General features: G+C 65.8%; 21 protein-coding genes and 1 tRNA gene. 10 read left to right on the top strand and 12 right to left on the bottom strand.

Annotated features, from left to right (window positions below):
- The first annotated feature begins 140 nt into the window (after nucleotides 1-140).
- Nucleotides 141-920 carry a ferredoxin--NADP reductase gene (locus tag AC1KVE_RS10130; protein WP_024938919.1) on the top strand — a complete coding sequence of 260 codons (780 nt, stop codon included), beginning with the start codon at nucleotides 141-143 and terminating at the stop codon, nucleotides 918-920.
- A 131-nt stretch (nucleotides 921-1,051) separates the two neighbouring features.
- Here the strand turns inward: AC1KVE_RS10130 and AC1KVE_RS10125 are convergent, their stop codons facing one another.
- The gene (locus AC1KVE_RS10125; RefSeq protein ID WP_184455493.1) at nucleotides 1,052-1,540 is read right to left on the bottom strand and encodes a glutathione peroxidase; all 489 of its coding nucleotides are present in this window, start codon (nucleotides 1,538-1,540) and stop codon (nucleotides 1,052-1,054) included.
- A 430-nt stretch (nucleotides 1,541-1,970) separates the two neighbouring features.
- Here AC1KVE_RS10125 and AC1KVE_RS10120 point away from each other — a divergent pair, with 430 nt between their 5' ends.
- The gene (locus AC1KVE_RS10120; protein ID WP_172837930.1) at nucleotides 1,971-4,169 is read left to right on the top strand and encodes a M3 family metallopeptidase; all 2,199 of its coding nucleotides are present in this window, start codon (nucleotides 1,971-1,973) and stop codon (nucleotides 4,167-4,169) included.
- A 97-nt stretch (nucleotides 4,170-4,266) separates the two neighbouring features.
- Here AC1KVE_RS10120 and AC1KVE_RS10115 read toward each other — a convergent pair whose 3' ends face one another.
- The 3 genes from AC1KVE_RS10115 to AC1KVE_RS10105 all read right to left on the bottom strand — a co-directional run bounded on the left by AC1KVE_RS10115 (nucleotide 4,267) and on the right by AC1KVE_RS10105 (nucleotide 6,012).
- On the bottom strand, nucleotides 4,267-4,767 hold the full coding sequence (locus AC1KVE_RS10115) for a MarR family winged helix-turn-helix transcriptional regulator (RefSeq protein ID WP_024938916.1): 501 nt from the start codon (nucleotides 4,765-4,767) through the stop codon (nucleotides 4,267-4,269).
- Nucleotides 4,768-4,833: 66 nt separating this feature from the next.
- Nucleotides 4,834-5,679, bottom strand: a complete 846-nt coding sequence (locus AC1KVE_RS10110; RefSeq protein ID WP_160954880.1) for a DUF3298 and DUF4163 domain-containing protein — start codon at nucleotides 5,677-5,679, stop codon at nucleotides 4,834-4,836.
- Between the two features lie 48 nt (nucleotides 5,680-5,727).
- Entirely contained in the window at nucleotides 5,728-6,012 is a 285-nt protein-coding gene (locus tag AC1KVE_RS10105; protein WP_024938914.1) for a GNAT family N-acetyltransferase, read from the bottom strand.
- A 216-nt stretch (nucleotides 6,013-6,228) separates the two neighbouring features.
- Here AC1KVE_RS10105 and AC1KVE_RS10100 point away from each other — a divergent pair, with 216 nt between their 5' ends.
- On the top strand, nucleotides 6,229-6,429 hold the full coding sequence (locus AC1KVE_RS10100) for a hypothetical protein (RefSeq protein ID WP_046342190.1): 201 nt from the start codon (nucleotides 6,229-6,231) through the stop codon (nucleotides 6,427-6,429).
- Nucleotides 6,430-6,572: 143 nt separating this feature from the next.
- Here the strand turns inward: AC1KVE_RS10100 and AC1KVE_RS10095 are convergent, their stop codons facing one another.
- A complete protein-coding gene (locus AC1KVE_RS10095; protein ID WP_046342189.1) occupies nucleotides 6,573-7,181 on the bottom strand; it encodes a rhomboid family intramembrane serine protease in 609 nt (202 codons plus the stop codon).
- A gap of 7 nt (nucleotides 7,182-7,188) precedes the next feature.
- On the bottom strand, nucleotides 7,189-8,754 hold the full coding sequence (locus AC1KVE_RS10090; protein WP_184455491.1) for a POT-type proton-dependent oligopeptide transporter: 1,566 nt from the start codon (nucleotides 8,752-8,754) through the stop codon (nucleotides 7,189-7,191).
- 291 nt (nucleotides 8,755-9,045) lie between these two features.
- Between AC1KVE_RS10090 and AC1KVE_RS10085 the strand changes: the two genes are divergently transcribed.
- From AC1KVE_RS10085 to AC1KVE_RS10070, 4 genes are all read left to right on the top strand, one after another.
- Nucleotides 9,046-10,815, top strand: a complete 1,770-nt coding sequence (locus AC1KVE_RS10085) for a M14 family metallopeptidase (RefSeq protein WP_481092668.1) — start codon at nucleotides 9,046-9,048, stop codon at nucleotides 10,813-10,815.
- 122 nt (nucleotides 10,816-10,937) lie between these two features.
- Nucleotides 10,938-13,175 carry a beta-glucosidase family protein gene (locus tag AC1KVE_RS10080; protein ID WP_481092667.1) on the top strand — a complete coding sequence of 746 codons (2,238 nt, stop codon included), beginning with the start codon at nucleotides 10,938-10,940 and terminating at the stop codon, nucleotides 13,173-13,175.
- Nucleotides 13,176-13,317: 142 nt separating this feature from the next.
- Nucleotides 13,318-13,404: transfer RNA gene (locus AC1KVE_RS10075), tRNA-Leu, on the top strand.
- A 167-nt stretch (nucleotides 13,405-13,571) separates the two neighbouring features.
- Nucleotides 13,572-14,477, top strand: coding sequence for a DUF2884 family protein (locus AC1KVE_RS10070; RefSeq protein WP_481092666.1), 906 nt, complete (start codon nucleotides 13,572-13,574; stop codon nucleotides 14,475-14,477).
- Between the two features lie 21 nt (nucleotides 14,478-14,498).
- Here AC1KVE_RS10070 and AC1KVE_RS10065 read toward each other — a convergent pair whose 3' ends face one another.
- From AC1KVE_RS10065 to AC1KVE_RS10045, 5 genes are all read right to left on the bottom strand, one after another.
- Nucleotides 14,499-14,675 (bottom strand): hypothetical protein, encoded by a 177-nt coding sequence (locus AC1KVE_RS10065; protein WP_481092665.1) that lies wholly within the window; start codon nucleotides 14,673-14,675, stop codon nucleotides 14,499-14,501.
- 282 nt (nucleotides 14,676-14,957) lie between these two features.
- Entirely contained in the window at nucleotides 14,958-16,538 is a 1,581-nt protein-coding gene (locus AC1KVE_RS10060; protein WP_024938907.1) for a DHA2 family efflux MFS transporter permease subunit, read from the bottom strand.
- A 6-nt stretch (nucleotides 16,539-16,544) separates the two neighbouring features.
- Complete coding sequence (locus AC1KVE_RS10055; RefSeq protein ID WP_024938906.1) at nucleotides 16,545-17,738, bottom strand: HlyD/EmrA/EmrK family protein; 1,194 nt, start codon at nucleotides 17,736-17,738, stop codon at nucleotides 16,545-16,547.
- Nucleotides 17,739-17,748: 10 nt separating this feature from the next.
- Nucleotides 17,749-19,236 (bottom strand): AdeC/AdeK/OprM family multidrug efflux complex outer membrane factor, encoded by a 1,488-nt coding sequence (locus AC1KVE_RS10050; protein ID WP_481092382.1) that lies wholly within the window; start codon nucleotides 19,234-19,236, stop codon nucleotides 17,749-17,751.
- Nucleotides 19,237-19,259: 23 nt separating this feature from the next.
- Nucleotides 19,260-19,700, bottom strand: a complete 441-nt coding sequence (locus tag AC1KVE_RS10045; RefSeq protein ID WP_016904051.1) for a MarR family winged helix-turn-helix transcriptional regulator — start codon at nucleotides 19,698-19,700, stop codon at nucleotides 19,260-19,262.
- Between the two features lie 123 nt (nucleotides 19,701-19,823).
- Here AC1KVE_RS10045 and AC1KVE_RS10040 point away from each other — a divergent pair, with 123 nt between their 5' ends.
- From AC1KVE_RS10040 to AC1KVE_RS10030, 3 genes are all read left to right on the top strand, one after another.
- Nucleotides 19,824-20,675 carry an AraC family transcriptional regulator gene (locus AC1KVE_RS10040; protein WP_167708698.1) on the top strand — a complete coding sequence of 284 codons (852 nt, stop codon included), beginning with the start codon at nucleotides 19,824-19,826 and terminating at the stop codon, nucleotides 20,673-20,675.
- A 60-nt stretch (nucleotides 20,676-20,735) separates the two neighbouring features.
- A complete protein-coding gene (gene parC, locus AC1KVE_RS10035; protein ID WP_481092377.1) occupies nucleotides 20,736-22,979 on the top strand; it encodes a DNA topoisomerase IV subunit A in 2,244 nt (747 codons plus the stop codon).
- 596 nt (nucleotides 22,980-23,575) lie between these two features.
- Nucleotides 23,576-24,232 (top strand): thiopurine S-methyltransferase, encoded by a 657-nt coding sequence (locus AC1KVE_RS10030; protein ID WP_154831722.1) that lies wholly within the window; start codon nucleotides 23,576-23,578, stop codon nucleotides 24,230-24,232.
- A 281-nt stretch (nucleotides 24,233-24,513) separates the two neighbouring features.
- Here the strand turns inward: AC1KVE_RS10030 and bfr are convergent, their stop codons facing one another.
- The gene (bfr, locus tag AC1KVE_RS10025) at nucleotides 24,514-24,999 is read right to left on the bottom strand and encodes a bacterioferritin (RefSeq protein WP_039511630.1); all 486 of its coding nucleotides are present in this window, start codon (nucleotides 24,997-24,999) and stop codon (nucleotides 24,514-24,516) included.
- Between the last annotated feature and the right edge of the window lie 142 nt (nucleotides 25,000-25,141).

Here is a 25,141-nt window from a genome sequence, read left to right as displayed (position 1 = left end):
CGATGCGTCCAGAACACAGGATCTGCTCTTGCGAATCCCCAATCCCGACTCCCGAATCCCAGCCGGCCAAATGAGAGCCCCTCTCATTTGGCCGGCTTGAGGTAGAATTGCCGGGTACTCTTCCCACGACACTTACCGGTATGTCTTCCGCTTTCGGCGCCGAAACGGTGCTTGAGGTCCGTCACTGGACCGATGCCTACTTCAGCTTCACCACCACCCGCGACGCCGGTTTCCGCTTCGAGAACGGGCAGTTCGTGATGATCGGTCTGGAGACCGAGACGCGGCCGCTGCTGCGTGCGTACTCGATCGCCAGCGCCAACTGGGAAGAACACCTGGAGTTCTTCAGCATCAAGGTGCCGGACGGCCCGCTGACCTCGCGGCTGCAGCACATCCAGCCGGGCGACAAGGTACTGGTCGGCAAGAAGCCCACCGGCACGCTGCTGATCAGCGACCTGCACCCAGGCCGCAACCTGTACCTGCTGGGCACCGGTACCGGTCTGGCGCCGTGGTTGTCGGTGATCAAGGACCCGGAAACCTACGAGCGTTTCGACAAGGTGATCCTGACCCAGGGCGTACGCTTCGTGCAGGATCTGGCCTATCGCGACTACTTCGAGCGCGAGCTGCCGCAGCACGAATTCCTCGGCGACATCCTGCGCGAGAAGTTGTTGTACTACCCGGCGGTGACGCGTGAGGCGTTCGCCAACCAGGGCCGCCTGACCGAGCTGATGGCCGACGGCCGCATGCAGCAGACGCTCGGGTTGCCGCCGCTGGATCCGGCCAACGACCGCTTCATGATCTGCGGCAGCCCGCAGATGCTGGCCGACCTGCGCAGCCTGCTGGATGCACGTGGCTTCCAGACCTCGCCGCGCATCGGCACGCCGGGGCATTACGTGTTCGAGCGCGCCTTCGTCGAGAAGTGATGCGGCGCGCGTGAGAAGTCAGCGCGATGCGGCGTTTACGCAGACCGCGACGCCGGCATGCACTGTCGTAGGAGCGCACCCGGGCGAGACGAAGCGTTCCCGGGAAGGCTTCATCGCGCCCAGGTGCGCTCCTACGATTCAACTAGCGCGCGCTCGATGTCCGCAGCCAGCGCGTCCGGTTTGGTGGCCGGGGCGTAACGCTCCAGCACCGTGCCATCGCGGCCGATCAGGAACTTGGTGAAATTCCACTTGATCGCCTCCGATCCCAGCACGCCGCGCTGTTCGCGCTTGAGCCATTGCCACAGCGGATGCGCGCCGCTGCCATTGACTTCGACCTTCTCGGCCAGCGGAAAATCCACCGCGTAATCGAGCGAGCAGAACTGGCGGATCTGCGCGGCATCGCCCGGCTCCTGATGACCGAACTGATCGCAGGGAAACCCGATCACCACCAGACCACGCTCGCGATAGCGCTGCCACAGCGCCTGCAGGCCTGCGTACTGCGGAGTAAATCCGCATTTCGAAGCGACATTGACCACCAGCACCACCTTGCCGGCGTAATCGCGCATCGAGCGGGGCCGGCCTTCCAGGTCGGTGAATTCGAACGTGGAGATATCGCTCATGGCTGCCCTGAAGTATGCGAGGTGGGCAGCGTAACCCAGCAGCCGGCAGCGTCGCATCGCGGTCGCCGAGCGCGTCAGCCGGGAGAGGCGGTTTTCAACGGATGCGTCGCCGCAGCCAGCTGACCCTTCCTGCTGGTCCCGGCCGTTGCCACGGCGCGCTACCGGCCAGCATCCGTCAGGCAGACCGATCGAGACATCGCTGCCCGCCGAGCAGCCGGAATGCAGCCGGGTGGAACACGCCGCACCGTAGACAGGCAGCGCCCGCCCGGCGGCGGCACGCGCATGGTGTCATCGGTCGTGTGCCCACAAGACCAGCACCGCTCGTGCCCGCCTGATGGCATCGTAATGACCGTGCAGCCATGCCTTTTGTCACACGCCTGTCCGGCCCGGCTGGGGTAGCCTCGGCGGTTCGCACTTTGGAGCCATCCTCTTGACCACCCGTCTCGCCTTTGCCCTGGCCGCCTCCCTGGGACTTGCCATGCCGTCCTACAGCATCGCCGCACCCGCCACCACGCAGGCCGCCACCCAAGCCAACCCCTTCTTTGCCGACAGCACGCTGCCGCTGCACTACCCGCAGTTCGACAAGATCAAGGACAGCGATTTCGCACCCGCCTTCGACGCCGGCATGACCGAGCAGTTGAAGGAAGTGGAAAAGATCGCCAACCAGAAGGCCAAGCCGAGCTTCGACAACACCCTCATCGCGCTGGAAAAAAGCGGCGCCACGCTGGATCGCGCCACCACGGTGTTCTTCAACCTGGTCGGTGCCGACACCAACGACGCGCGCAAGAAACTGCAGGCCGACTATTCGGCGAAGTTCGCCGCGCACCGCGATGCGATCTCGCTCAATGGCAAGCTGTTCGCGCGTATCCAGACCCTGTACGACCAACGCAGCAAGCTGGGCCTGGACGCCCAGGGCGTGCGCCTGGTCGAGAAGTACTACAGCGATTTCGTACGCGACGGCGCCAAGCTCTCCGATGCCGACAAGACCACGCTCAAGGCGATGAATGCCGAGCTGGCCAACCTGGGCACCACCTTCAGCCAGAACGTGCTGGCGGAAGTGAATGCCGCCGCCGTTGTCGTCGATGACGTCAAGCAGCTCGATGGCCTGTCCGAAGAGCAGATTGCCGCTGCCGCTGAAGCCGCCAAGGCGCGCAAGCTCGACGGCAAGTACGTGATCGCGCTGCTCAACACCACCGGCCAGCCGCCGCTGACGCAGCTGAAGAATCGCGAACTGCGCAAGAAGATCTACGACGCCTCGGTGTCGCGTGGCAGCCACGGTGGCCAGTACGACAACACCGCACTGGTGGCGCGCATCATGAAGCTGCGTGCCGACAAGGCCAAGCTGCTCGGCTTCCCGACCTACGCTGCCTATTCGCTGGAAAACCAGACCGCCAAGACACCGGAGGCGGTCAACGCGATGCTGGGCAAGCTGGCGCCGGCGGCGGTGGCCAATGCCAAGCGCGAGGCGGCCGATCTGCAGGCGATGATCGACAAGGAGCAAAAGGCCGCGCGCAAGCCGACGTTCAAGCTCGAAGCCTGGGACTGGGCCTACTACAGCGAGAAGGTGCGCCAGGCCAAGTACAACTTCGACGAATCCCAGCTCAAGCCGTACTTCGAGCTGAAGAACGTGCTGGAAAACGGCGTGTTCTATGCGGCCAATCAGGAATACGGCCTGACCTTCAAGCAGCGCACCGACCTGCCGACCTACCGCGACGACATCACCGTCTATGACGTGTTCGACGCCGACGGCAAGCAGCTGGCGATCTTCATCGCCGACATGTATGCACGCGAATCCAAGCGCGGCGGTGCCTGGATGAACTCCTACGTGTCGCAGTCGGCGCTGACCGGTTTCAAGCCGGTGGTCGCCAATCACCTCAACATCCCCAAGCCGCCGGCCGGCCAGCCGACGCTGCTGACCTGGGACGAGGTGACCACCATGTTCCATGAGTTCGGCCATGCGCTGCACGGCATGTTCTCGGACGTCAAATACCCGTATTTCTCCGGCACCAGCGTGCCGCGCGACTTCGTCGAGTTCCCCTCGCAGGTCAACGAGATGTGGGCCGACGAGCCGTCGATCCTGAAGAACTACGCCAAGCATTACCAGAACGGCACGCCGATGCCGCAGGCGCTGCTGGACAAGGTGATTGCCGCCTCCAAGTTCAACCAGGGCTTTGCCACCACCGAGTATCTGGGTGCGGCCATGCTCGATCAGAACTGGCACCAGATCAGCGCCAGCCAGGTGCCCGACGCAGCAGGCGTGATGGCATTCGAAGCCAAGGCCCTGCAGCAGGACGGCATCGCCTACGCGCCGGTGCCGCCGCGCTACAAGACCCCGTATTTCAGTCACATCATGGGCGGTTACGCGGCCGGCTATTACGCCTACATCTGGTCGGAAGTGCTCGACGCCAACACCCAGCAGTGGTTCAAGCAGCACGGCGGGCTGAGCCGCGCCAACGGCGATCGCTTCCGTCAGACCCTGCTCTCGCGCGGCGGCAGCGTCGATGCGATGGAACTGTTCCAGAACTTTGCCGGCCATGCGCCGCAGATCGAGCCCCTGCTCGAGAAGCGCGGCCTGAGTGCGCAAGGTGGCGATGGCGCCACGCCGGAAGCGCCGCAGTCCAAGCCGTAATCGCACTGCGTTGAAACCAAGACGCCGCCCGGAGCGATCCGGGCGGCGTTTTTGATGGTCGCGATGAAGCGGGCTGCGCGAGCCGCAGACGCCGTGCTCAGAGCTCGACCGAATCCACGCCGTCGAGCAATTTCCTCAACAGCTTTTCCAGCCGCACCTGCTCGGCATCACTGATGCTGGAGGTCTCTGCATTGAGCAGCGTGCAGGCGTCGGGAAGCAGGCTGTTGATCAACGCCAGGCCTGCCGGCTGCAAGGTCAGCATGATCTTGCGCCGATCGTCCGGGCTGCTGCCACGCGCGATCAGGCCCTTCTCGCACAACTGGTCGGTGAGCCGGGTGATGTTGGCCGGCTTTTCGCTGGCGGCTTCGGCCACTTCGGTGGGCGTGATCGCCTGCTCCGGGGTGCCGTAGAGCATCATCAGAATCTCGTATTCCGGCGGGCTGATGCCGTATGGCTTCAACCGCGCGCACCCCTGCGTATGCAGTCGCTTGTAGAGGTGCTTGATCAGCCGCACCAGGACGGCCGGTTCACGCGGAAACGCCGGATAGCGCACACAGGTGTGGTCCACGCGACTTGCGGTTGGATCGAAACTACTCATATCACCCGTTTGCTTACATTACTGAATGGCCAAGCCATTCAATCACATCATCTGTGGGGTGACACCTCAGCGTGCGAAGAGATGTACATATTCCGGCGCGACCGACGCCAATACTGTCGAGGCAGCGACCTCGGCCGTTTGCGTCCCATCCGAATACGGCCCCACCTGATATGGCGGAAACACGAACCGAAGCGCGGTGATCTGCCCTGCCGGATTGAGCACCGGTACGAACTGGGCAAAGTTGTCGACCTGCGCGGCAGTGCCTTCGGCAATCATGCGATCGGCAGAGGCCAGCTGCTCGGCCTGTTCTTCGACCGGCACGCGATCGGCCTCCACGCGCTGGCTGGCGGCGTTGTGCAATTGCACGGCCACCTCGCGCCCGATCCTTTCCCAGCCTGCCGGATCCGGAATCAAGGCCTGCGCGGTCAATTGCTTGCGCTCCTTGACCAGCCAGACGAAGCGCGCCACCAACGGCTCGCCATGTGCACCACCGGTATAGCGGCTGCCGTCGGCGGATACGACGATCAGGTCCGGTGTCTGCAACACGGTCTCGAACGCCAGCGACAACTCGTAGGGTGCGGCCGGCTTGTCGTTGCCGAGCCCGGAGACCGCTTCCATGAGCTCGGTACGTGCTGCCTGCGCATAGCTGCGGATCAGTGCGGTCAGCTCGGGAAACGCGTCCAGCCCGCGCGGATAACTGATACCCACCATATAGGCGGGCGCGTGCTCGATCACATCCTCCAGCGGGCCGCTTTGCACCAGCACGGGCTCGGCCGGCGGTGCCGCGGCGGCGGCGGCGTCAGCGGCCGGCTGTGCCGATTCGGCCGTCGTCGGCTCGCGCTGCGTACATCCTGCCAACACGGCCAGCACCAGCAAGCCCCGGACTGCGTTCACTCCTGACAACCGCCCCATTCCCACCTGCTCCCCATCGATACATCTGCAAAGACACGCTGCCGGCGATCAGGCCAGCAGATCCTGAAACTGTTGGTGCCGCCGGACATACGCCTCGGCGTAACTGCAGGCAGGCACGACCTTGTAGCCCTGCTGGCGCGCATGTGCCAAGGCAGCCTCCACCAGCACTGCGGCAATACCGCGTCCACCGATCGCGTCGGGCACATGCGTATGGGTGATGGTCATGCGCTCACCTTCCAGACGGTATGCCAGTTCGGCATGCTGTCCATCGGTGTCTACGCTGAAGCGCTGCTGCGTGGAATCGTGGTCTGCCTGCACTGTCGCTGCCTCCATGGTGGTCTGCACGAGGCAGTGACGATGGCGAGCAGTGTGACCAGCGCGGCGCCGCGCCTGCGTGAAAATGAATCGATGCTGTGACCGCACGCGCAGCCTGCCGAACCGGCACTTAAGTTCGCTCGCACCGCGCCGATAGCTGAGCCGAAGGCGCCCGTTGCAAGCCGGGCCGGCGCGACCGCCGATGCCTTCGCCTTATCTACGAGGAGTCACCGCATGCACAACGATTCGGCAGGACACGGCGCAGACAGCGATAGCTCGCTGCTGGAAGGCCTGTTCCAGTTCGCCATCAAGGGCGACACCCACAACCCCGACTTCGCGCAGCTCAACGACACGGTGTACCAGCGCCTGCAGCAGGCCTACGGGTCGGTGCCCACCGGCAGCGTCGCTGGCGACCAGAACCGCGACGCGGCCTGAGCCGGCATCGCATCACTCGCCAGGACCGCTCGCGCACTCGCCGCGATGGTCCTGGTCCGGTCGCCCGAGGCGACCCGCCCATCCCGACACCTTTGACCTAACCGCGCGTGCCACCGGCGACCGGCGCTCGGTTTGCCAACCGGTCAGCCGAAACGCGGATGGGACAGCTGCTCCAGGAATACCTGCAGCACGCGCGGCTCCATGATCAGCATGAACATCACGCCGAACGCGGCACCGGCCAGGTGCGCGCTGTGGTTGATGCGATCGCCGCCGCGGCGGTCCATCCACAGGCTGTAGCCGACATAGAACACCGCATAGATGATCGCCGGCGCCGGAATGAACAGCACCAGGATGATGGTCCACGGCTGCAGCAGGATGAAGGCGAACAACACCGCCGACACCGCGCCGGAGGCGCCCAGGCTGAGATAGTTCGGGTTCTTCTGGTTCTTCAGATAGCTGGGCAGGATCGAGACCACCAGCGCCGCCAGATAGAACAGCGGATAGGTCAGCACGCTGCCGGTCAGCTGGGTCATCACGTTTTCGATCACCCGGCCAAAGAAGAACAGCGTGATCATGTTGAAGACCAGGTGGCCCAGGTCGGCATGGATGAAACCGTAGGTGACCAGGCGGTCGTACTGCTTGTGCTTGTCCAGCGCCGGCGGCCACAGGATCAGGCGGTCGGCCAGCTTGCGGTTGTTGAACGCCATCCACGAGACGATGCCGGTGATGGCGATCAGGATCAGGGTAATCATGCGGACCTCAGGCAGAACGGTAATTGTCGACCATGCGATACCCGCGCGCGTACAGGCCGAAGGCCAGTGCCGCCAGGAACGCGAAGGCCGCGAAGAAGAACATCAAAAATGCCGCTTCGCTGAGCCCAGTATCGGCGATGTGGGAGGTCACCGTGGCGTTGCGCACTGCCACGTTCGACAGCAGCACCCATAGATTGCCCACCGTGGTGGTCAGATACCAGAAGCTCATCACCACGCCCTTCATGGACGGCGGCGCCTGGCTGTAGGCGAACTCGATCCCGGTGGCCGACACCAGCACCTCGCCGAAGGTCAGCAGCGCATAGGGCAGGATCTGCCAGGCGATATGCATCGGCTCGCCGCCGTCCATGCTGATCTGGATGGCGCCGACCGCGATCCAGGCCAGGCCGCCGAAGGCGATGCCGCAGGTCATGCGGCGCAGCGCGGTCGGCTCCCAACCGCCACGCCGCAGCAGCGGATACAACACCAGATTGTTGAACGGGATCAGCAGCATCACCAGCAGCGGATTGAGCGCCTGCATCTGCGAGGCGGTGAACCAGGCCGGCATCGTCATCTCGCGCCCCTGCAGGACCCAGGTCGAGGCCTTCTGGTCGAACAGTGAAAAGAACGGCGTCACCAGCGCGAAGATCACCAGCACCCGCAGCAGCGCGCGCACGCCTTCGACCGCGGTATCGGGATGGATGCCGCGCGCGCGCTCCAGCTGCCACCAGGTGCCGCCGCCGATGCCGGCCAGCAACAGCACCAGCGCCATGCACAGGCAGATGACGATGCCGAGCTGGTCGACCAGCGCAAAGCAGGCCAGCGCCAGCAGTACCGACAGCACTGCCAGCATCAGCCCCGGGCGGCCCTGCCCCGGCGCCTGTGTCAGCAGTGCGGTGCGCACCACCGCACCGAAGCCGTGCGGGTCCTTCGGCGGCAACGGCACCCGCACATAGCGCCTGCGGCCCAGCCAGAACACCAGCGTGGCCACGAACATCAGGATGCCGGGAATGCCAAATGCCCACGCCGGGCCCAGGTTCTTCAGCGCCAGCGGGATCAACAACGAGGCGAACAACGAGCCGAAGTTGATGATCCAGTAGAAGCCGTCGAACACCACCTTGGCCAGGTGCTTGTTGGACTGGTCGAACTGGTCGCCCATGAACGAGGCCACCAACGGCTTGATGCCGCCCGCACCCAGCGCGATCAGGCCCAGCCCGAGGAAGAAGCCGTTGCGGCTGCCTTCGAACAGCGCCAGGCAGGCATGCCCGGCGCAATACACCAGGCTGAACCACAGGATGGTGTTGTATTTGCCGAAGAAGCGATCGGCCAGCCAACCGCCGAGCAACGGGAAGAAAAACACCCCGATCATGAAGCTGTGCAGGATGTGCTTGGCCTCGGCCTCGCGGCCGGGTCCGCTGACCTCCTGCAACAGCAGCGAGGTGATCAGGAACTGCACCAGGATGTTGCGCATCCCGTAGAAGCTGAAACGCTCGCAGGCTTCGTTGCCGATGATGAAGGGTATCTGGCGCGGCAGCCGCGCACCGGCAGTGGGGCCCGGCAAGGTGGAAGTGGTCAAGGGCAGTCCGGTCGAGCAGAAAACACGCGCTATCGTACCGGCGGCCGCCGGTTGGCCGCCATCGCGACCATGGGATAAGGCCTTGGATGCGCGCTGCATGCATCGACGCCGCTGCGCTCGTTGCCGCCGTTGCGGTGCGCCTGACACGTCGTCCGGCCCAGGCGTGCCAAAAAAACCTGTCGGTACGCCGCAACCACGCCGATCACACGCAAGTCATGACGCAGTGCAGATTGGCCTGCTGCGCCGGCTCGGCTACATTGCAAACGTTTTCCTGGAACACTGGACCGCTGGATGCCCCGCTTCACCCGCCTGGCCCTGAGCCTGTTGCTGCTGACCACCGCCCCTGCCGCACTGGCCGCCGAACCGCTGACCACCCAGGCCGAGCGCAGCGGGTTTGTGCAAACCGGACGCTACGATGAAGTCATCGCGCTCTGCGATGCCTTTGCGCAGCGCTACCCGAAGGCGGTGCGCTGCATCGAATTCGGTACCACCCCGGAAGGCCGGCCGATGAAGGCGCTGATCGTCTCCACCAGCGGCGCACTGGATGCCGACAGCGCTGCGCAGCGCAAGTTACCGGTGGTGCTGGTGCAAGGCGGCATCCATGCCGGCGAGATCGACGGCAAGGACGCGGGCTTTCTGGCCCTGCGCGAATTGCTGGACGGCAAAACCGGCAAAGGCGTGCTCGACAAACTGGTCTGGGTGTTCGTGCCGGTGTTCAACGTCGACGGCCATGAGCGCTTCGGCGCCTGGAACCGACCCAATCAGCGCGGCCCCGAGCAGATGGGCTGGCGCACCACTGCGCAGAACCTCAATCTCAATCGCGACTACCTCAAGGCCGACGCGCCGGAAATGCAGGCGATGCTGCGACTGGTGCAGCAGTGGGATCCGTTGATGTACGTGGACCTGCACGTCACCGATGGTGCCAAGTTCGAGCACGACGTATCGGTGCAGGTGGAGCCCGTGCACGCCGGCGATGCCACGCTGCAACGCGACGGCACGCGCTGGCGCGATGCGGTGATTGCCGACCTGTCCAGACAGGGCTCGCTGCCGCTGCCGTATTACCCCTCGTTCGTGCACGAGGACGACCCGACCTCGGGCTTTGCCGACGACGTGTCGCCGCCGCGGTTTTCGCATGGCTATTTCCTGCTGCGCAACCGCTTCGGCATGTTGGTGGAAACGCACTCGTGGAAGACCTACCCGGTGCGCGTACGCGTCACCCGCAACGCCATCGTGTCGGTGCTGCAGCAGGCCGCGCGCAACGGCGCCCGCTGGCGCGCCGATGCGCTGGCGGCCGATCAACGCGCCACCAGGCTGGCCGGCGAGATGGAGCCGTTGAGCTTCGCTGCCGGCCCGGCCGCACGCACCGTGGCCTTCCGTGGTTACGCCTACACGCGTACGCCCTCGCCGATTTCCGGCGCGTTGATGACGCGCTACGACGAGACCAGGCCACAACTCTGGAAGGTGCCGTTACGCGATCAGATCAAGCCGGACGTGGTGGTCGATGCGCCACGCGGCGGCTACCTGGTGCCTGCCGCGCAAGCGGCGCTGGTGGCGGAGAAACTGCGCCTGCACGGCATCGCCTTCGACACCATCGCCACCACTGCCGCCCATCCGGTGCAGAGCTTCCGTGCCGACAAGGCAACGTTTGCCGCGCGTTCCAACGAAGGCCACCAGAACCTGGAGATCACCGGGCAATGGCGCGATGAAACCCGCACCTTGCCGGCCGGCTCCTTGTTCGTTCCGATCGCCCAGGCCAGGTCGCGCCTGGTGATGGCGATGCTGGAACCGCAGGCGCCGGATTCGCTGCTGCAGTGGGGCCTGTTCAACACCGCATTCGAGCGCAAGGAATACATGGAGGACTACGTCGCCGAAGAGGTTGCGCGCGACATGCTCGAACGCGACCCGGCAGTGAAGGCGCAATTCGAACAGCGCCTGGCCAGCGATGCGGCCTTCGCGGCCGACCCGAAAGCACGCCTGGAATTCTTCGCGCGCCTGCACGCCTCCTGGGACGAGCGCTACCGCCTGTATCCAGTGCTACGCACGGCACAGACCCAGTTCTGAGCCGGCGCCCGCTTCCGGCAAGCACCTGATTCGGCGCGCACGCGCGCCTTTCGAACCCGGGCACCGCGGTGCCCTCCCTGATTGCAACCGCACCACAAGGACCACCCGTGCCACATCTCGATATGAAACCGTTTACACCCACCAGTCCACGCCGTCTTGCGTTGGCCATCGCCCTTGGCGTCAGCACCGCGTTTGCCGCCCCGCTCGGCGCACAGACCGCCGCCGCAGCGCAGCCGTGGATGGACACCGCGCTGACCGCGGACCAGCGCGCCGACCGTCTGCTCGCGCAGATGAGCGAGGACGAAAAATTCCAGATGCTGCGCAGCTACTTCGGCCTGGGCACCGACAAGATTCCCAAGCCCGAGGGCGCGCTGGGCTCGGCCGGCTATGTCCCCGGCGTCCCACGGCTGGGCATCCCGGCGCAGCAACTGGCCGATGCCGGCGTGGGCGTGACCAATCCCGGCGGCATCCGCAAGGGCGACTTCGCCACCGCGATGCCGTCCGGCCCCTCGACCGCGTCGAGCTGGAATCCACAGCTGGCCTATGCCGGCGGCAAGACCATGGGCCGTGAATCCTGGCAGCAGGGCTTCAATGTGCTGCTGGCTGGCAGCGTCAACCTGCAGCGCGACCCGCGCAACGGACGCAATTTCGAATATGCCGGCGAAGACCCGCTGCTGGCCGGCACCATGGTCGGCGAGTCGATCCGCGGCGTGCAGAGCGAGCACGTGCTGTCGACGATGAAGCACTACGCGCTCAACGACATGGAGACGCGCCGCAATTTCCACAGCGCCGAGATCGGCGAGCAGGCGATGCACGAATCGGACCTGCTGGCATTCGAGATCGCCTTGAAGATCGGCGACCCGGCCTCGGTGATGTGCTCCTACAACAAGATCAACGGCATCTACGGCTGCGAGCACGATTACCTGCTCAACCAGGTGCTCAAGCAGGAATGGAAATACCCCGGCTACGTGATGTCCGACTGGGGCGGCGTGCACAGCGGCTCCAAGGCGGCCCTGGCCGGACTCGATCAGCAATCGGCTGGCGAAGTGTTCGACGCGGCGGTGTTCTTCGACGCACCGTTGCGCATGGCGGTGTCGGCCGGCGTGGTGCCGCGCGCGCGCTTTGACGACATGGTCAAGCGCGTGCTGCGCAGCCTGTTCGCGCATGGCGCGTTCGATCATCCCACCCAGCGCCAGCCGATCGATGGCAAGGCCGGGCAGCTGTCCGCGCAGCATGTTGCCGAGGAAGGCAGCGTGCTGCTGCGTAACGAGCAGGCCACCTTGCCGCTATCGAAGGAGGTGCGCCGCATCGCGGTGATCGGTGGGTATGCCGACAAGGGCGTGATGTCCGGCGGTGGTTCCTCGCGTGTGGACTACACCATCAACGGTGGTAACGCCGTACCCGGCCTCAATCCGACCACCTGGCCCGGCCCGGTGATCATCCATCCGTCCTCGCCGCTGCAGGCACTGCGCGCCGCGTTGCCGAACGTGCAGATCGATTATGTCGACGGCAAGGACCGCGCTGCCGCGGCACGCGCGGCCAAGGCCGCCGATGTGGCGATCGTGTTCGCCACCCAATGGTCGGCCGAATCGGTGGACCTGCCGGACATGCAATTGCCCGACAACCAGGACGCCTTGATCGAGGCGGTGGCCAAGGCCAACCCCAAGACCACCGTGGTGCTGGAAACCAACGGCCCGGTGCGCATGCCCTGGGCCGAGCGCGTGCCGGCGGTATTGCAGGCGTGGTATCCCGGTATCGGCGGCGGTGAGGCGATCGCCAACCTGCTGACCGGCGCGGTGAACCCGTCCGGCCATCTGCCGGTGACCTGGCCGGTGGACGAATCGCAGCTGCCGCGTCCCTCGATCCCGGGCCTGGGCTTCAAGCCGGCCAAGCCGGGCGAAGACAGCATCGACTACGCCATCGAGGGCGCCAACGTCGGCTACAAGTGGTTTGCCGCCCGCAAGCTGACCCCGCGTTATCCATTCGGCCATGGCCTGTCGTACACGCAGTTCCGCATGGGCGGGCTGCGCGTGGAAGCCAACGGCAGCCAGCTCACGGCGAACTTCGAGGTGGAAAACATCGGCCAGCGCGAAGGCGCCGCCGTGCCGCAGCTCTACGTCACCCTGCCCGACGGCCATGCCACCCCGCTGCGCCTGATCGGCTGGCAGAAGCTCACGCTCAAGCCTGGCGAAAAACGCGCCGTGCAGGTGATCGCCGAACCCAAGACGCTGGCCGACTTCGATGCCAAGGCGCGTCACTGGACGATTGCCGCCGGCACCTATCGCGTGCAGCTGGCACGCTCGGCAGGCGAACCGGTGCAGAGTGCAGAGGTCAGCTTGCAGGCGGCGCAGCTGCCGTAATCCGGTGTGGTGGCGGGCATGCAGTGCGCATGTCCGCCACGCCGTCTTCTCCTTTCGCCAGCAGACACCGGCCACCACGAAAAATTTGTGCCGGATGCGTTGACAGCGTCGCGCGCAACTTGCACAATTCGCGTCCTGAGTCGCCCAGGTGGCGGAATTGGTAGACGCACTAGCTTCAGGTGCTAGCGGGGGCAACTTCGTGGAGGTTCGAGTCCTCTCCTGGGCACCACGACTCACGGTAGATCGTAAAAAACCCCGCTCAGGCGGGGTTTTTTGCGTCTGGGCCATGCGATTGCACGATGGTCGGCATCGGTGATGTCTGCAGATCGGCAGCGTCGCAAGGGTGCGGCGCCAATGACTTTCGACACGCGACCAGCTGTTGCCGCTGTAGCGACCATGCGCAACGCCTCCACGACGGCAGCACGCTCCATGCGCATCCTCCTCTGGCTTGCCCTGCTGCCGGCCGTTGTCAGTCCGCATGCACGGGCACAGCAGACCGACAAACACGATGCCCCGCGCCATCGCGCGCAGGTGTCTTCGCAGCAATGCGGTCTCGGCACGCCGTTCAACGTGCTCGCCGACAGCGGCGGCATCTGGCTTTATCGCGATAGCGATTGGCCACGCGAAATTTTCTTCCACGGCGGCGAACTGAGCATCGACCACAAGCTGCAGCAGACCAGCACGGCCGATGCACGACGCCTTGGGGAGATGGAACAGCGCACCCGCGCACTGATGCCGCAGGTTGCCGGCATTGCCTATCAGGTGATCGACCTCAGTTACGACGCGCTCGGTGGTGTCATCGAGGTCATGACCGGCAGTGCGCTCAACGCCCGCAAGATCGAACGGCTGCGCAAACGCGCACGCGCATATGTCGACGGCACCCTGGGCAAGGGGCGTTGGGAGCAGAAGGCCTTCGACGGCAACTTCGCAAACTACGTCGAAGACGAAGCCGAGCAATTCAAGGGCAGCATCGCGCGCCACATGCTCTGGCAGATCGTCACCGGGCGTTCGGACGGAATCGACAAACGCGCCCAACAGATGGAGGGCCAACTGGATGCAAGGCTGGATGCCCAGGCGTCCACCATCGAGGCCAGCGCCAACGCGCTGTGCACCCAGGTGCAGGCACTGCGTCAGTTAGAGGGCGCCCTCGAGTTCCGCTACCAGGGCAAGCCGCTGCAACTGCTCGCGCCCCTGCAGGACGACACGCCGCGCCAAGACACCGAACAGGCCGAACCGAAGCCCCACAACGGCGACGCACCACCGAACCGCGCAGTCGGGCTGCAACCAGCAACAAACAGCTGAGGCCTCACGCCCTCGGTCGGATCATTGTTTCCCGGGCGGGGCGGGCATGTCCTTGATGCCCTGCCGGATGGCGCTCGAACGGGCGAGATCTCCGCTTACCTCATACGCCTCGGCAAGACTGTTCAGCGCATTGCGGGACGCCGGAAACAGCAACACATTGAGCGCGAACACACGAATCGCCGCATCTGCGTCGGTCAAGGCTGCAGCGCCCTCACCGCTCCAAACGGTTTACTGGTTGCTCTGCGAAGCGCTACGCACACCGACCATATTGACTGGCTCTTGCCCGCCCACCGTCGCGGGACCTTACGCGGCATGGATGCCGCATAAGCGCCTACAAGAACGTACTTGCGGCGTGTCCTGCGAGGGTGGGCGGGCAAGGGCCCTGCAGCCAAGTCGCAGATCACCCGCTCTGCACTAGACCGGAATGAAGTCGTTGTCTTCGCCGCTCGTAGTACAGCCGCGCGCCTTCACAGCCGGCGCCTAATGCCCACCCGCCGCCGCTGCGCCACCTGCGCCCGCACCGAACGGCGGTTTGGCCAGCCACAGGAAGAAGATGATCGCCAGGAAGGTCCAGCCGAGCAGGTAGAAGATGTCGTTGAAGCCCATCTGCGAGGCCTGGTGATTGATCATGTTGTTGAGCGAGGCCGCGCCGCGTTGCAGGTCGCCCTGCCCCATCGCGGTGACCTGCTCCTGCATGCCCGGGGTGTAGACCGAGATGTGTTCGGTGATGTGCGCGTGGTGCACCTGGGTGCGGCGTGCCCACAGATAGGTGGTCAGCGATGCGGCGAAGCTGCCGCCTAGGGTGCGCAGGAAGGTGGCCAGGCCGGAACCTGCGGCGATCTCGCGACCGTCCAGGTCCGAGAGCAGAATCTGCAGCACCGGCATGAAGAACAAGGCCACACCCACGCCCATCACCAATTGCACGGTGGCCACATGGCTGAAGTCCACCTGCAGGTTGAAGTTGGAGCGCAGGAAGCTGGTGAACGACAGGAAGATGAAGGCGACGGTGGCGAGCATGCGCAGGTCGAAACGCAGCGCGTACTTGCCCACGAATGGCGTCATCAGCACCGGCAGGATGCCGATCGGCGCGGTGGCAAGGCCGGCCCAGATCGCGGTGTAGCCCATGTCGCGTTGCAGCCATTGCGGGATCAGCAGGCTCACGCTGAAAAACGCCGCATAGGCCACCACCATCGCCAGCGTGCCGGCGCGGAAGTTGCGATGCCGGAACAGCTTGAGATCGACGATGGGATCCTTGTCGGTGAGTTCCCAGATCACGAACACCACCAGCGCCACGGCAGCGACGCAGGCCAGCACCACGATCTTGTCGGAAGAGAACCAGTCCTCGTCGTTGCCCAGGTCCAGCACCAGCTGCAGCGCACCGACGCCGACCACCAGCAGGATCAGGCCGATGTAGTCCATGCGCGGCTTTTCCAGCTGCTCGGGGCGATGGCGCAACTGCGAACCGACAATACTGCTGGCGATGATGCCCAACGGCACATTGATCAGGAATATCCATTCCCAGCTGTAGTTGTCGGTGATCCAGCCACCCAGGATCGGCCCGGCGATCGGCGCCACCACGGTGATCATCGCCAGCAAGGCGAGCGCCTGCCCGCGTTTTTCGCGCGGGTAGATCGACACCAGCAGGCTCTGGGTGATCGGGTACATCGGCCCGGCAACAAACCCCTGCAGCGCGCGCGACACTACCAGCATGCCCATGCTCTGGGCCAGGCCGCACAGCAACGAGGCCACGGTAAAGGCCAGCGTCGACCACACGAACAACTTGGTCTCGCCGAAGCGGCGGCTCAGCCAGCCGGTCAGCGGCAGGGCGATCGCGGTGCTGACCGCGAACGAGGTGATGACCCAGGTGGCCTGCTGCGAGCTGGCGCCGAGATTGCCGGCGATGGTCGGCAACGAGACGTTGGCGATGGTGGTGTCCAGCACCTGCATGAACGAGGCCATCGCCAGGCCCACGGTGCACAGCGCCACGCTCGCCGGGCGAAAGCCGGCGGCGGGTGCAGGTGCCGAGGGACCGCCTGGCGCGGTGGGAGCTTGCGAAGACATGCTGGCTTAGCCCGCCTTGGACGCAGCCTGCGCAGGCAGGTTGTCCTGGATGATGCGTTGGATGTCCGCGTCGGCGGCCTGCAACTGCTGCGCATACACGTCGGTGGAGAACACCGCGCCATTGGCGAACTTGGTCGGCAGCACGCTGCCCTGCTGGTCGTGCAGGTTGACGTCGACCTTCATCGACAAACCGATGCGCAGCGGATTACCGGCCAGTTGCTTGGCATCGACCGCGATGCGCACCGGCACGCGCTGCACGATCTTGATCCAGTTGCCGCTGGCGTTTTGCGCCGGCAACAGCGAGAACGCGCTGCCGGTGCCCAGGCCCAGGCTTTCGATGCGGCCGGTGTAGTCCACGCCGCCGCCGTACAGATCCGAATGCAGCTCCACTTCCTGGCCCAGGCGCATGTGCTTGAGCTGGGTTTCCTTGAAGTTGGCTTCCACCCACACCTGCTCCAGCGGCACCACTGCCATCAGCACACTGCCGGGCTGCACACGCTGGCCCAGCTGCGCCGAGCGACGCGCCACGTAGCCGGACACCGGCGCGATGACACCGGTGCGCGCATGGTTGAGATAGGCCTGACGCAGCTGCGCGGCGGCAGTCTGCACGTCCGGCTGGTTGGCCACCGCACTGTCGTCCACCAGCGCGCGGTTGCGTTCGAAGCTCTCGCGCGAACCGCTCACCGCCGCTTCGGCAGCGGCCAGTTCCTCGCGGGCATGCGCCAGTTCTTCGTTGGAGATCGCGCCGCTGGCGGCCAGATCCTTGCGGCGTGCGAAGTCGGCACGTGCGCTGCGCAGGCTCACCTCGCGCGAGGACAGTTCGGCCTGCGCGCCTTCCACGCTGCGGTACAGACCACGCACCTGGCGCACGGTCTTGGCCAGATTGGCCTCGGCCTGCTGCAACGCGACTGCGGTGTCGGCCGGGTCCAGCTGCACCAGCAACTGGCCACGCTCCACGCGCATGCCATCTTCGGCGCCGATGCTGACCACGGTGCCGCCGACCATCGGGGTGATCTGCACCTGATTGCCCTGCACGTAGGCGTCGTCGGTGTCCTCGTGCCAGCGGCCGACCAGGAAGTACCACACCACAAGACCGATGATCGCCAGGATCACCACAATGGCCACGATGCGCAGCGCCGCACGGCGCTTGCTGGGCGCGGCCGGCGCAGGTTGGGAAGAAGTTGGAGTCGTCTGGCTCATCGTCGCTGTCTCAGGAATTCGGTTGTGCGGAAGTGGTCGCGGCGTGTGCGGTATCGCGCGCAGGTTCCGGCGTGAATCCGCCGCCCAGGGCACGCTGCAACCTCACCGAGGCCAACAGTTGTTGCGATTGCAGGCTGGCCATGCGCTGGCGTGCGAGCAGCAATTGCTCCTGCACGCTGAGCACTTCCAGGTAGCTGCCGATGCCGGCGCGGTAGCGCTGCTGCGCCAGTTCGAAGGCGGCGGTCACGGTCTGCACCGCGTCGTCCTGCGCGCGCGCACGCTGCTCCAGCGAACGCACGGCGTTGACCTGGCCGGCTACCTCGCGCAGGGCGTCGATCACTTTCTGGTTGTAATCGGCCACCGCCAGGTCGTATTGCGCATCGCTGCCGGCCAGATTGGCGCGCAGCTTGCCGCCATCGAAGATCGGCAAGCTCAGCGCCGGCGCAACCACGCCGAACACCGAGGCGCTTTCCAGCAACTGGCCGACATCGCGATTCACCACACCGCCCAGCGCCGTGATGTTGAAACTGGGGTAGAAACGGGTCCTTGCGGCGGCGATATCCTGATCGGCGGCCTCCACGCGCCAGCGCGCGGCGACCACGTCGGGGCGGCGGCCCAACAGGTCGGCAGGCAGGTTGCTCGGCAGCTGCGTGGCGATGGCCGCCCCCAGCGTCGGGCGCGCGATCTCCAGCCCGCGATCCGGGCCCTGCCCGGCCAGCGCGGCCAGTGCGTTGCGCGCCTCGTCGATCTGCTGCTGCGCGGACTGCAGTTGCTGCTGCGCCGACGGTACGCGGGCCTGCGCCTGGCGCACCTGCAGATCGCTGTCGATGCCGGCGCCGCGGCGTTGCCGGGTGAGCTCCAGGGTCTTCTGCACGCGGGTCAACTCATCGTTGGCCACGTCGTGCAGGCGCCATGCGTAGTCGAGCTGCGCATAGGCTTCGGCGATCGCCGCCGACAGGTTCAGGCGTGCCGCCTGTGCGTCCACCTCGGCCGCATGCGCCTGGTCCACCGCCGCTTCCCAGGTGGCGCGCTTGCCGCCCCACAGGTCCACGCCATAGCGGAAGTCCAGCACCAGTTGGCCATTGCCGCCGAACTTGCCGCCGCGCTCCTCGCCCACCATCGATTCGGGCAACTGCACGCCCGCATAGCCGCCGGACACCGACAGGCTGGGGCCGCGATCGGCCTGCGCGCTACCGATGCGCGCCTGCGCCTGACGCAGGCGCGCATCGGCCGCCGCCAGGCTGGGACTGTGCTGCAGGCCTTCGGCGATCAGCGCGTTCAATTGCGCATCGCCCAGGGTGCGCCACCAATCGCTGGCCGGCCATGCGGCCGGGCTCAGGTTGGCCTGCGCGAGGGTGCGCTCGGCATGCAGCGCGCCCGGCTCCAGCATGGTGCCCTGCGGGGCAAGCCCGCGGCTGCTGGCGCAGGCGGCCAGCGCCAGCGTCAGCGCAGTGAGGACGAGCGGCCGCGCAAGCTGCGTGGACCGCAGGCGCAGTATCTGGATCGGGGAACTAGCAGCGTTCATGAGTTGAGTGCATCGCGGACACGGATGAGAAGAGAGGTGAGTTGCTCGCGCTCGGGCGGGGCCAGATCGCGCAAGCCATGCTCGATGGCGCGCTCGCCGCGCAGCTTCAGGCGCTCCCACAGCGCCACGCCCTGTTCGGTCATGACGATCTGCAGCGCGCGCCGGTCCTGCGCGTGTGGCTCGCGTCGCACCGCACCGAGCGCTTCGAGCTTGTCGAGCAGGCGGGTGACCGCGCTCGGGGTCTGGTCCAGCGCCAGCGCCAGTTCGTTGGCCGTGCAGGGCGAGCGCACCGCCAGGATCTTCAGGCCGACGTAGTGGCTGAAGCCGAAGTCCGGCAGCTCGCCCTTCATTTCGGCATCGAGCTGACGCATCAGCGCATCGCGCACCTGGCGCAACAGCAGGCCGAACGACGGCGAGGCGGTGGAGAGGTCATTCATGGCGGGCTATTTTCTTCCGAAAAATATATTTGTCAACGCAAATATTTCTAACGGGATTAAACCGCCAGCAAGGATCGTCACCTTACGCGCCTGTGGCGCTGGCCTGGTAATACAATTGCGCCAATGACTGTCGAAAATCCGCCAACCACACGCGATGCCCTGCCGCCCGGCGTGCGCGACAGCTTCGAATGGGCCGATGGACCGGAGGTGATCGCGTTCCTGGCCGACCTGCGCGCGGTATGGGCGCCGGAGACGGTGCGGCATGCGCATGTCCGCGGGCAGCTGATGTATGTGGAGCACGGCGTGCTGACGGTGCACACCGAGCAGGGAACCCTGTCGCTACCGCCGGGCTGCGCCGGCTGGATGCCGCCCGGCCAGCAGCACACCGTGGAACTGGCCGGGCCGCTGCGCGGCTGGGGCGTGGTGGTCCGGCCGGACGCCTGTGCGGCGTTGCCCGCGCAAGGCGGGGTGATCCGCCTGACCGGGCTCGCCCGCGAGGTGATCATGCGTGCGGCCGACTGGCCGCTGGGCCAGCCGCTCGACCCCGCCCGGCAACGCCTGGCCGCGGTGCTGCTGGACGAACTGCACCAGGTGCAGATCGACCACCTGCACCTGCCGATGCCGGCCGACCGGCGGCTGCTGCGCATCGCCCGGCAGTTGCTCGATACCCCGGCCGACCCGCGCCCGCTGGACGCCTGGGCCGACTGGGGCGGGCTGTCGGCGCGCAGCCTGAGCCGGCATTTCCGCAGCGAGACCGGGCTGAGTTTCGCGCAGTGGCGGCAGCAGGCCCGGCTGGCAGAGGCGCTGCGGCGGCTCAGCCAGGGCAGCCCGGTCGCCCAGGTCGCCGACCAGCTCGGATACAGCAGCCCCAGCGCCTTCGTCAGTGTGTTCCACCGCCATTTCGGCGCTCCACCCACGCGTTATCTGGCCGGCACGCATGCGCGCAGCTTGGCATCCCCCGCCGCATCCGGATAATCGGCGCTCTTCGAGCTCGCGCCACGGCGCGGGCTCCTCTTTCGTAGGACCTGGCTTTACATGACCGATCTGACCCGCCCCACCTTCCACGGCTTCGAGCAGCTGCCGCTGCGCGAGTACGCCGAACGCGCCTATCTCGACTATTCGATGTACGTGGTGCTCGACCGCGCCCTGCCGTTCCTGGGTGACGGCCTGAAGCCGGTGCAGCGGCGCATCATCTTCGCGATGAGCGAGCTGGGCCTGAATGCCGCTGCCAAGCCGAAGAAATCCGCGCGCACCGTGGGTGATGTGATCGGTAAGTACCATCCGCACGGCGACAGCGCCTGCTACGAAGCGCTGGTGCTGATGGCGCAGCCGTTCTCCTATCGCTACCCGCTGATCGAGGGCCAGGGCAACTTCGGCTCCACCGACGACCCCAAGTCGTTCGCGGCGATGCGCTACACCGAATCCAAGCTGACCCCGATCGCCGAAGTACTGCTAGGCGAAATCGGCCAGGGCACCACCGATTGGGCGCCCAACTTCGACGGCACCCTGGAAGAGCCGACCTGGCTGCCGGCGCGCCTGCCGCACCTGCTGCTCAACGGCACCACCGGCATCGCGGTGGGCATGGCCACCGACGTGCCGCCGCATAACCTCAACGAGATCGTCAGCGCGCTGCTGCGCCTGCTCGACAACCCCGATGCCACGGTCGCCGAGCTGTGCGAACACGTGCTCGGCCCGGACTACCCGACCACCGCCGAGATCATCACCCCGGTGGCCGATCTGCGCGCAATCTACGAGACCGGCCACGGCAGCGTGCGCGCACGCGCCACCTACAAGAAAGAACACGCCAACATCGTCATCGATGCGTTGCCGTACCAGGTCTCGCCGTCCAAGGTGATCGAACAGATCGCCCAGCAGATGCGCGCCAAGAAGCTGCCATGGCTGGAAGACATCCGCGACGAGTCCGACCACACCAGCCCGGTGCGGGTGGTGCTGGTGCCGCGCTCCAACCGTGTCGATGCCGAGCAGCTGATGGGGCACCTGTTCGTCACTACCGACCTTGAGCGCAGCTACCGCGTCAATCTCAACGTGATCGGCCTGGATGGTCGCCCGCAGGTCAAGAACCTCAGGCATTTGCTGAGCGAGTGGCTGAGCTTCCGCAGCGACACCGTCACCCGCCGCCTCAACCATCGCCTGCAGAAGGTCGAGCGCCGCCTGCACCTGTTGGAAGGGTTGTTGATCGCCTTCCTCAACCTGGACGAAGTGATCCGCATCGTCCGCAGCGAGGACGAACCCAAGCCGGTGTTGATCGCGCGCTTCGCGCTCAGCGAGGAACAGGCCGAATACATCCTGGAAACCAAGCTGCGCCAGCTGGCGCGCCTGGAAGAAATGAAGATCCGCGGCGAGCAGGAAGCGCTGGCCAAGGAACGCGCGCAGATCCTGGCCATCCTGGAAAGCAAGACCAAGCTGAAGAAGTTGATCAAGGACGAGCTGACCGCCGACGCCAAGAAGTTTGGCGACGCACGTCGCTCGCCGCTGGTGCAGCGTGGCGCCGCGCAGGCGATCGACGAAACCGAGATGGTCGCCAGCGAACCGATGACCGTGGTGCTGTCGGAAAAGGGCTGGGTACGCGCGGCCAAGGGCCACGAGGTCGACCCGGCCGGCATGTCCTACCGCGAAGGCGACAGCCTGCTGGCGGCGGTGCGCAGCCGCAGCACCCATCAGGTGGCGTTCCTGGATTCGGAAGGCCGCGCCTATTCGACCGCCGTGCATACCCTGCCCTCGGCACGCGGCAACGGCGAACCGTTGACCGGACGTTTCTCGCCGGCCTCGGGCGCGGCGTTCCAGGTCATGGCCAGCGCCGACAACGCCACCCGCTTCGTGCTGGCGTCATCGCACGGCTATGGCTTCGTCACCCGCTTCGAAAACCTCACCGGCCGCAACAAGGCCGGCAAGGCGATGCTCAACCTGACCACCGGCGCGCATGTGCTGACGCCTGCGCAGGTGACCAATCCGCAGAGCGACCGCATCGTCGCTGTCACCAGTGCCGGCAATCTGCTGGCGGTGACCGCCAGCGATGTGCCCGAGCTGGACAAGGGCAAAGGCAACAAGATCATCGACATCCCCAAGGCCAAGCTCGGCACCGAGCGCGTGGTCGCGGTGGTGGCGGTGGCTCCGGGCAACACGCTGCTGGTGCGCAGCGGCGCACGCACCATGAGTCTGTCGTTCAAGGATCTGGATAGCTATGTGGGCGCGCGTGCGAGTCGCGGCGCATTGCTGCCGCGAGGGTGGCAAAAGGTGGACGGGCTGGAAGTGCAGTAACGGCTGTTCACCGACGTGGCGCGCAGCGGCGCGTTCGACGCTGCCGCTGCCTCGATTTACTGAGGCGCGGCAGAAGGTCGACGGGCTGGAGTGCAGTAACGGTGATTCGCTGACGCGCCGCGCGATGGCGCGCTGGCCGTGCGGTCTTGAGCGACCCACAAAACTACCGCCAGCTGGACGCTGCCGGCGTTACGGCATCGTGCCCTCGGCCAGGTTGGCTTGCAACGGCGAGGTCACGCTGAGGCTCAAGCTCTGCATTGCCTTGAGAGGTAATCGAACGGTGCGGATGCGTCGGCTGTAGAGCGAGAGACTGCGGCCTTGCTGCAGGGCCCTTGTCCGCCCACCATCGCAGGACACGCGGCAAGTACATCCCTGTAGGCTCTTACGCGGCATCCATGCCGCGTAAGGTCCCGCGACGGTGGGCGGACAAGGACCGGTCGAGATGGTCGGTATGGGTGGTTGTGAGCGCGGCGTGCGTGGTTGTGCGCAGTGCATGTCGCGCGGCGGTGCGGTGTGATCGCCTCCTTTCGATCTGCAGTGTCAGTGCCATTGGCTGCATCACGGCACTCGTCAACGCAAACCAACAAGACAACATCATGGACACAGATTTCTGGCTGCAGCGTTGGCAGAACGGTCAGACCGGCTTCCATCAGGACCAGGTGATGCCGTTGCTGCAAAAGCACTGGCCGGCGTTGCAGCTGCCGCAGGCTGCCCGCGTGCTGGTGCCGTTATGCGGCAAGACGCTGGACCTGCACTGGTTGGCCGCACAAGGCCATCGCGTGCTGGGCGTGGAGATATCGCCGCTGGCGGTGACGCAATTCTTCGCTGATGCCGGCCTGCAACCGCAGCGCCACAGCAGCCGCGCGGGCGAGCACTTTATCGCCGGCCCGATCGAAATCATCTGCGGCGACGCGTTTGCACTGGAGCCAAGCGTGCTGGCCGATTGCAGCGCCGTCTACGACCGCGCCGCATTGATCGCCCTGCCGGCCGGCTTGCGCCAGCAGTATCTGCACACCACGTACGCGCGCCTGCCTGCGGGATGCCGCGGGCTGTTGATCACCCTGGAATACCCGCAGGCCGAAAAGGCCGGGCCGCCGTTTTCGGTGGACGCTGACGCGGTGCACGCACTGTTCGACACGCAATGGCGGGTGCAGCCACTGGAACGCCGCGACATCCTCGATCAGGAGCCGCGCTTCCGTGCCGATGGCGTCACCGCCCTGTCGACCGGCGTCTATCGTCTGCAACGCAACTGAAGGTCACGGGCGAACTTTGTCATCGGCGAGCGCTGCCGACGCCCCAGTCGGGCGCCGCAGATGTTGCACAGGCAGCGCAGCGCGCGCCGATCAGGACCGCGCGGCGTTGCGCCACGCGATGGCTCGCACAACAGCGCAAGCCGCCGAGCAACAGCGCCGCAGACCGCCGGCAGCTGACGCAGACCACGCAGCAAGGCAACGGCAACGCACCGGGCGGCACCTGCCGATTGCAACCCTGCACTGCGCCTGCTCGGCGCCTGCGCAGTGCCCAGTCACCGGGCTCAGCCGGCGACGTGGCCCTTGTCGATCTTCGAGGTCTGATACAGCTCCAGGCCGATCCGCTTGATCAGGCCAAGCTGCTGCTCCAGCCACCAGGCGTGGTCTTCTTCGGTGTCCTGCAGCTGCTTGAGCAGGATGTCGCGGCTGACGTAATCGCCGTGCTCTTCGCACAGCTTCATGCCAGCGGCGAGATTCGCGCGCACTTCGTATTCCACCACCAGATCGCGCTCGAGCATCTCCACCACGGTCTTGCCTGGCGCAAACTCGGCCGGCCGCATGTCCGGGTCGCCTTCCAGGAACAGGATGCGCCGCAGCAGCGCATCGGCGTGCTCGGTCTCCTCTTCCATTTCGTGGTTGATGCGCTCGTACAGCGCCATCAGGCCCTGGTCCTCGTAACGGCGCGAGTGCAGAAAATACTGGTCGCGTGCCGCCAGTTCGCCGCGCAGCAGCTGCTTGAGGTAGTCGACGACTTCGGGATGGCCTTTCATGATGTGCTCCAGCGACGCAATGCGCGCATGGTGCCCTAAGCCGCAGCGCAATGATCTAATCGGAATCACTTTCAGTTGCGCTTGCGGCCAGACCCGCCATGGTCATGAGCGGCCGCCACACTGTGACCGAACTCAAGGACTC

It is taken from the genome of Xanthomonas sp. NCPPB 2864 (assembly GCF_056675615.1).
Note: the sequence above shows the minus strand (reverse complement) of the source record. Positions and strands in the feature narration are given on the sequence as shown.

What these genes read in the sequence shown, in the direction of transcription:
- AC1KVE_RS10110 (WP_160954880.1), bottom strand. Translation starts at nt 5,679, where the DNA reads ATGGGGCGGTTGTCAGGAGTGAACGCAGTCCGGGGCTTGCTGGTGCTG.
- AC1KVE_RS10100 (WP_046342190.1), top strand. Translation starts at nt 6,229, where the DNA reads ATGCACAACGATTCGGCAGGACACGGCGCAGACAGCGATAGCTCGCTG.
- AC1KVE_RS10070 (WP_481092666.1), top strand. Translation starts at nt 13,572, where the DNA reads ATGCGCAACGCCTCCACGACGGCAGCACGCTCCATGCGCATCCTCCTC.
- AC1KVE_RS10040 (WP_167708698.1), top strand. Translation starts at nt 19,824, where the DNA reads ATGACTGTCGAAAATCCGCCAACCACACGCGATGCCCTGCCGCCCGGC.
- AC1KVE_RS10030 (WP_154831722.1), top strand. Translation starts at nt 23,576, where the DNA reads ATGGACACAGATTTCTGGCTGCAGCGTTGGCAGAACGGTCAGACCGGC.
- bfr (WP_039511630.1), bottom strand. Translation starts at nt 24,999, where the DNA reads ATGAAAGGCCATCCCGAAGTCGTCGACTACCTCAAGCAGCTGCTGCGC.
- parC (WP_481092377.1), top strand. Translation starts at nt 20,736, where the DNA reads ATGACCGATCTGACCCGCCCCACCTTCCACGGCTTCGAGCAGCTGCCG.
- AC1KVE_RS10095 (WP_046342189.1), bottom strand. Translation starts at nt 7,181, where the DNA reads ATGATTACCCTGATCCTGATCGCCATCACCGGCATCGTCTCGTGGATG.
- AC1KVE_RS10105 (WP_024938914.1), bottom strand. Translation starts at nt 6,012, where the DNA reads ATGGAGGCAGCGACAGTGCAGGCAGACCACGATTCCACGCAGCAGCGC.
- AC1KVE_RS10055 (WP_024938906.1), bottom strand. Translation starts at nt 17,738, where the DNA reads ATGAGCCAGACGACTCCAACTTCTTCCCAACCTGCGCCGGCCGCGCCC.
- AC1KVE_RS10060 (WP_024938907.1), bottom strand. Translation starts at nt 16,538, where the DNA reads ATGTCTTCGCAAGCTCCCACCGCGCCAGGCGGTCCCTCGGCACCTGCA.
- AC1KVE_RS10045 (WP_016904051.1), bottom strand. Translation starts at nt 19,700, where the DNA reads ATGAATGACCTCTCCACCGCCTCGCCGTCGTTCGGCCTGCTGTTGCGC.
- AC1KVE_RS10085 (WP_481092668.1), top strand. Translation starts at nt 9,046, where the DNA reads ATGCCCCGCTTCACCCGCCTGGCCCTGAGCCTGTTGCTGCTGACCACC.
- AC1KVE_RS10125 (WP_184455493.1), bottom strand. Translation starts at nt 1,540, where the DNA reads ATGAGCGATATCTCCACGTTCGAATTCACCGACCTGGAAGGCCGGCCC.
- AC1KVE_RS10080 (WP_481092667.1), top strand. Translation starts at nt 10,938, where the DNA reads ATGAAACCGTTTACACCCACCAGTCCACGCCGTCTTGCGTTGGCCATC.
- AC1KVE_RS10115 (WP_024938916.1), bottom strand. Translation starts at nt 4,767, where the DNA reads ATGAGTAGTTTCGATCCAACCGCAAGTCGCGTGGACCACACCTGTGTG.
- AC1KVE_RS10130 (WP_024938919.1), top strand. Translation starts at nt 141, where the DNA reads ATGTCTTCCGCTTTCGGCGCCGAAACGGTGCTTGAGGTCCGTCACTGG.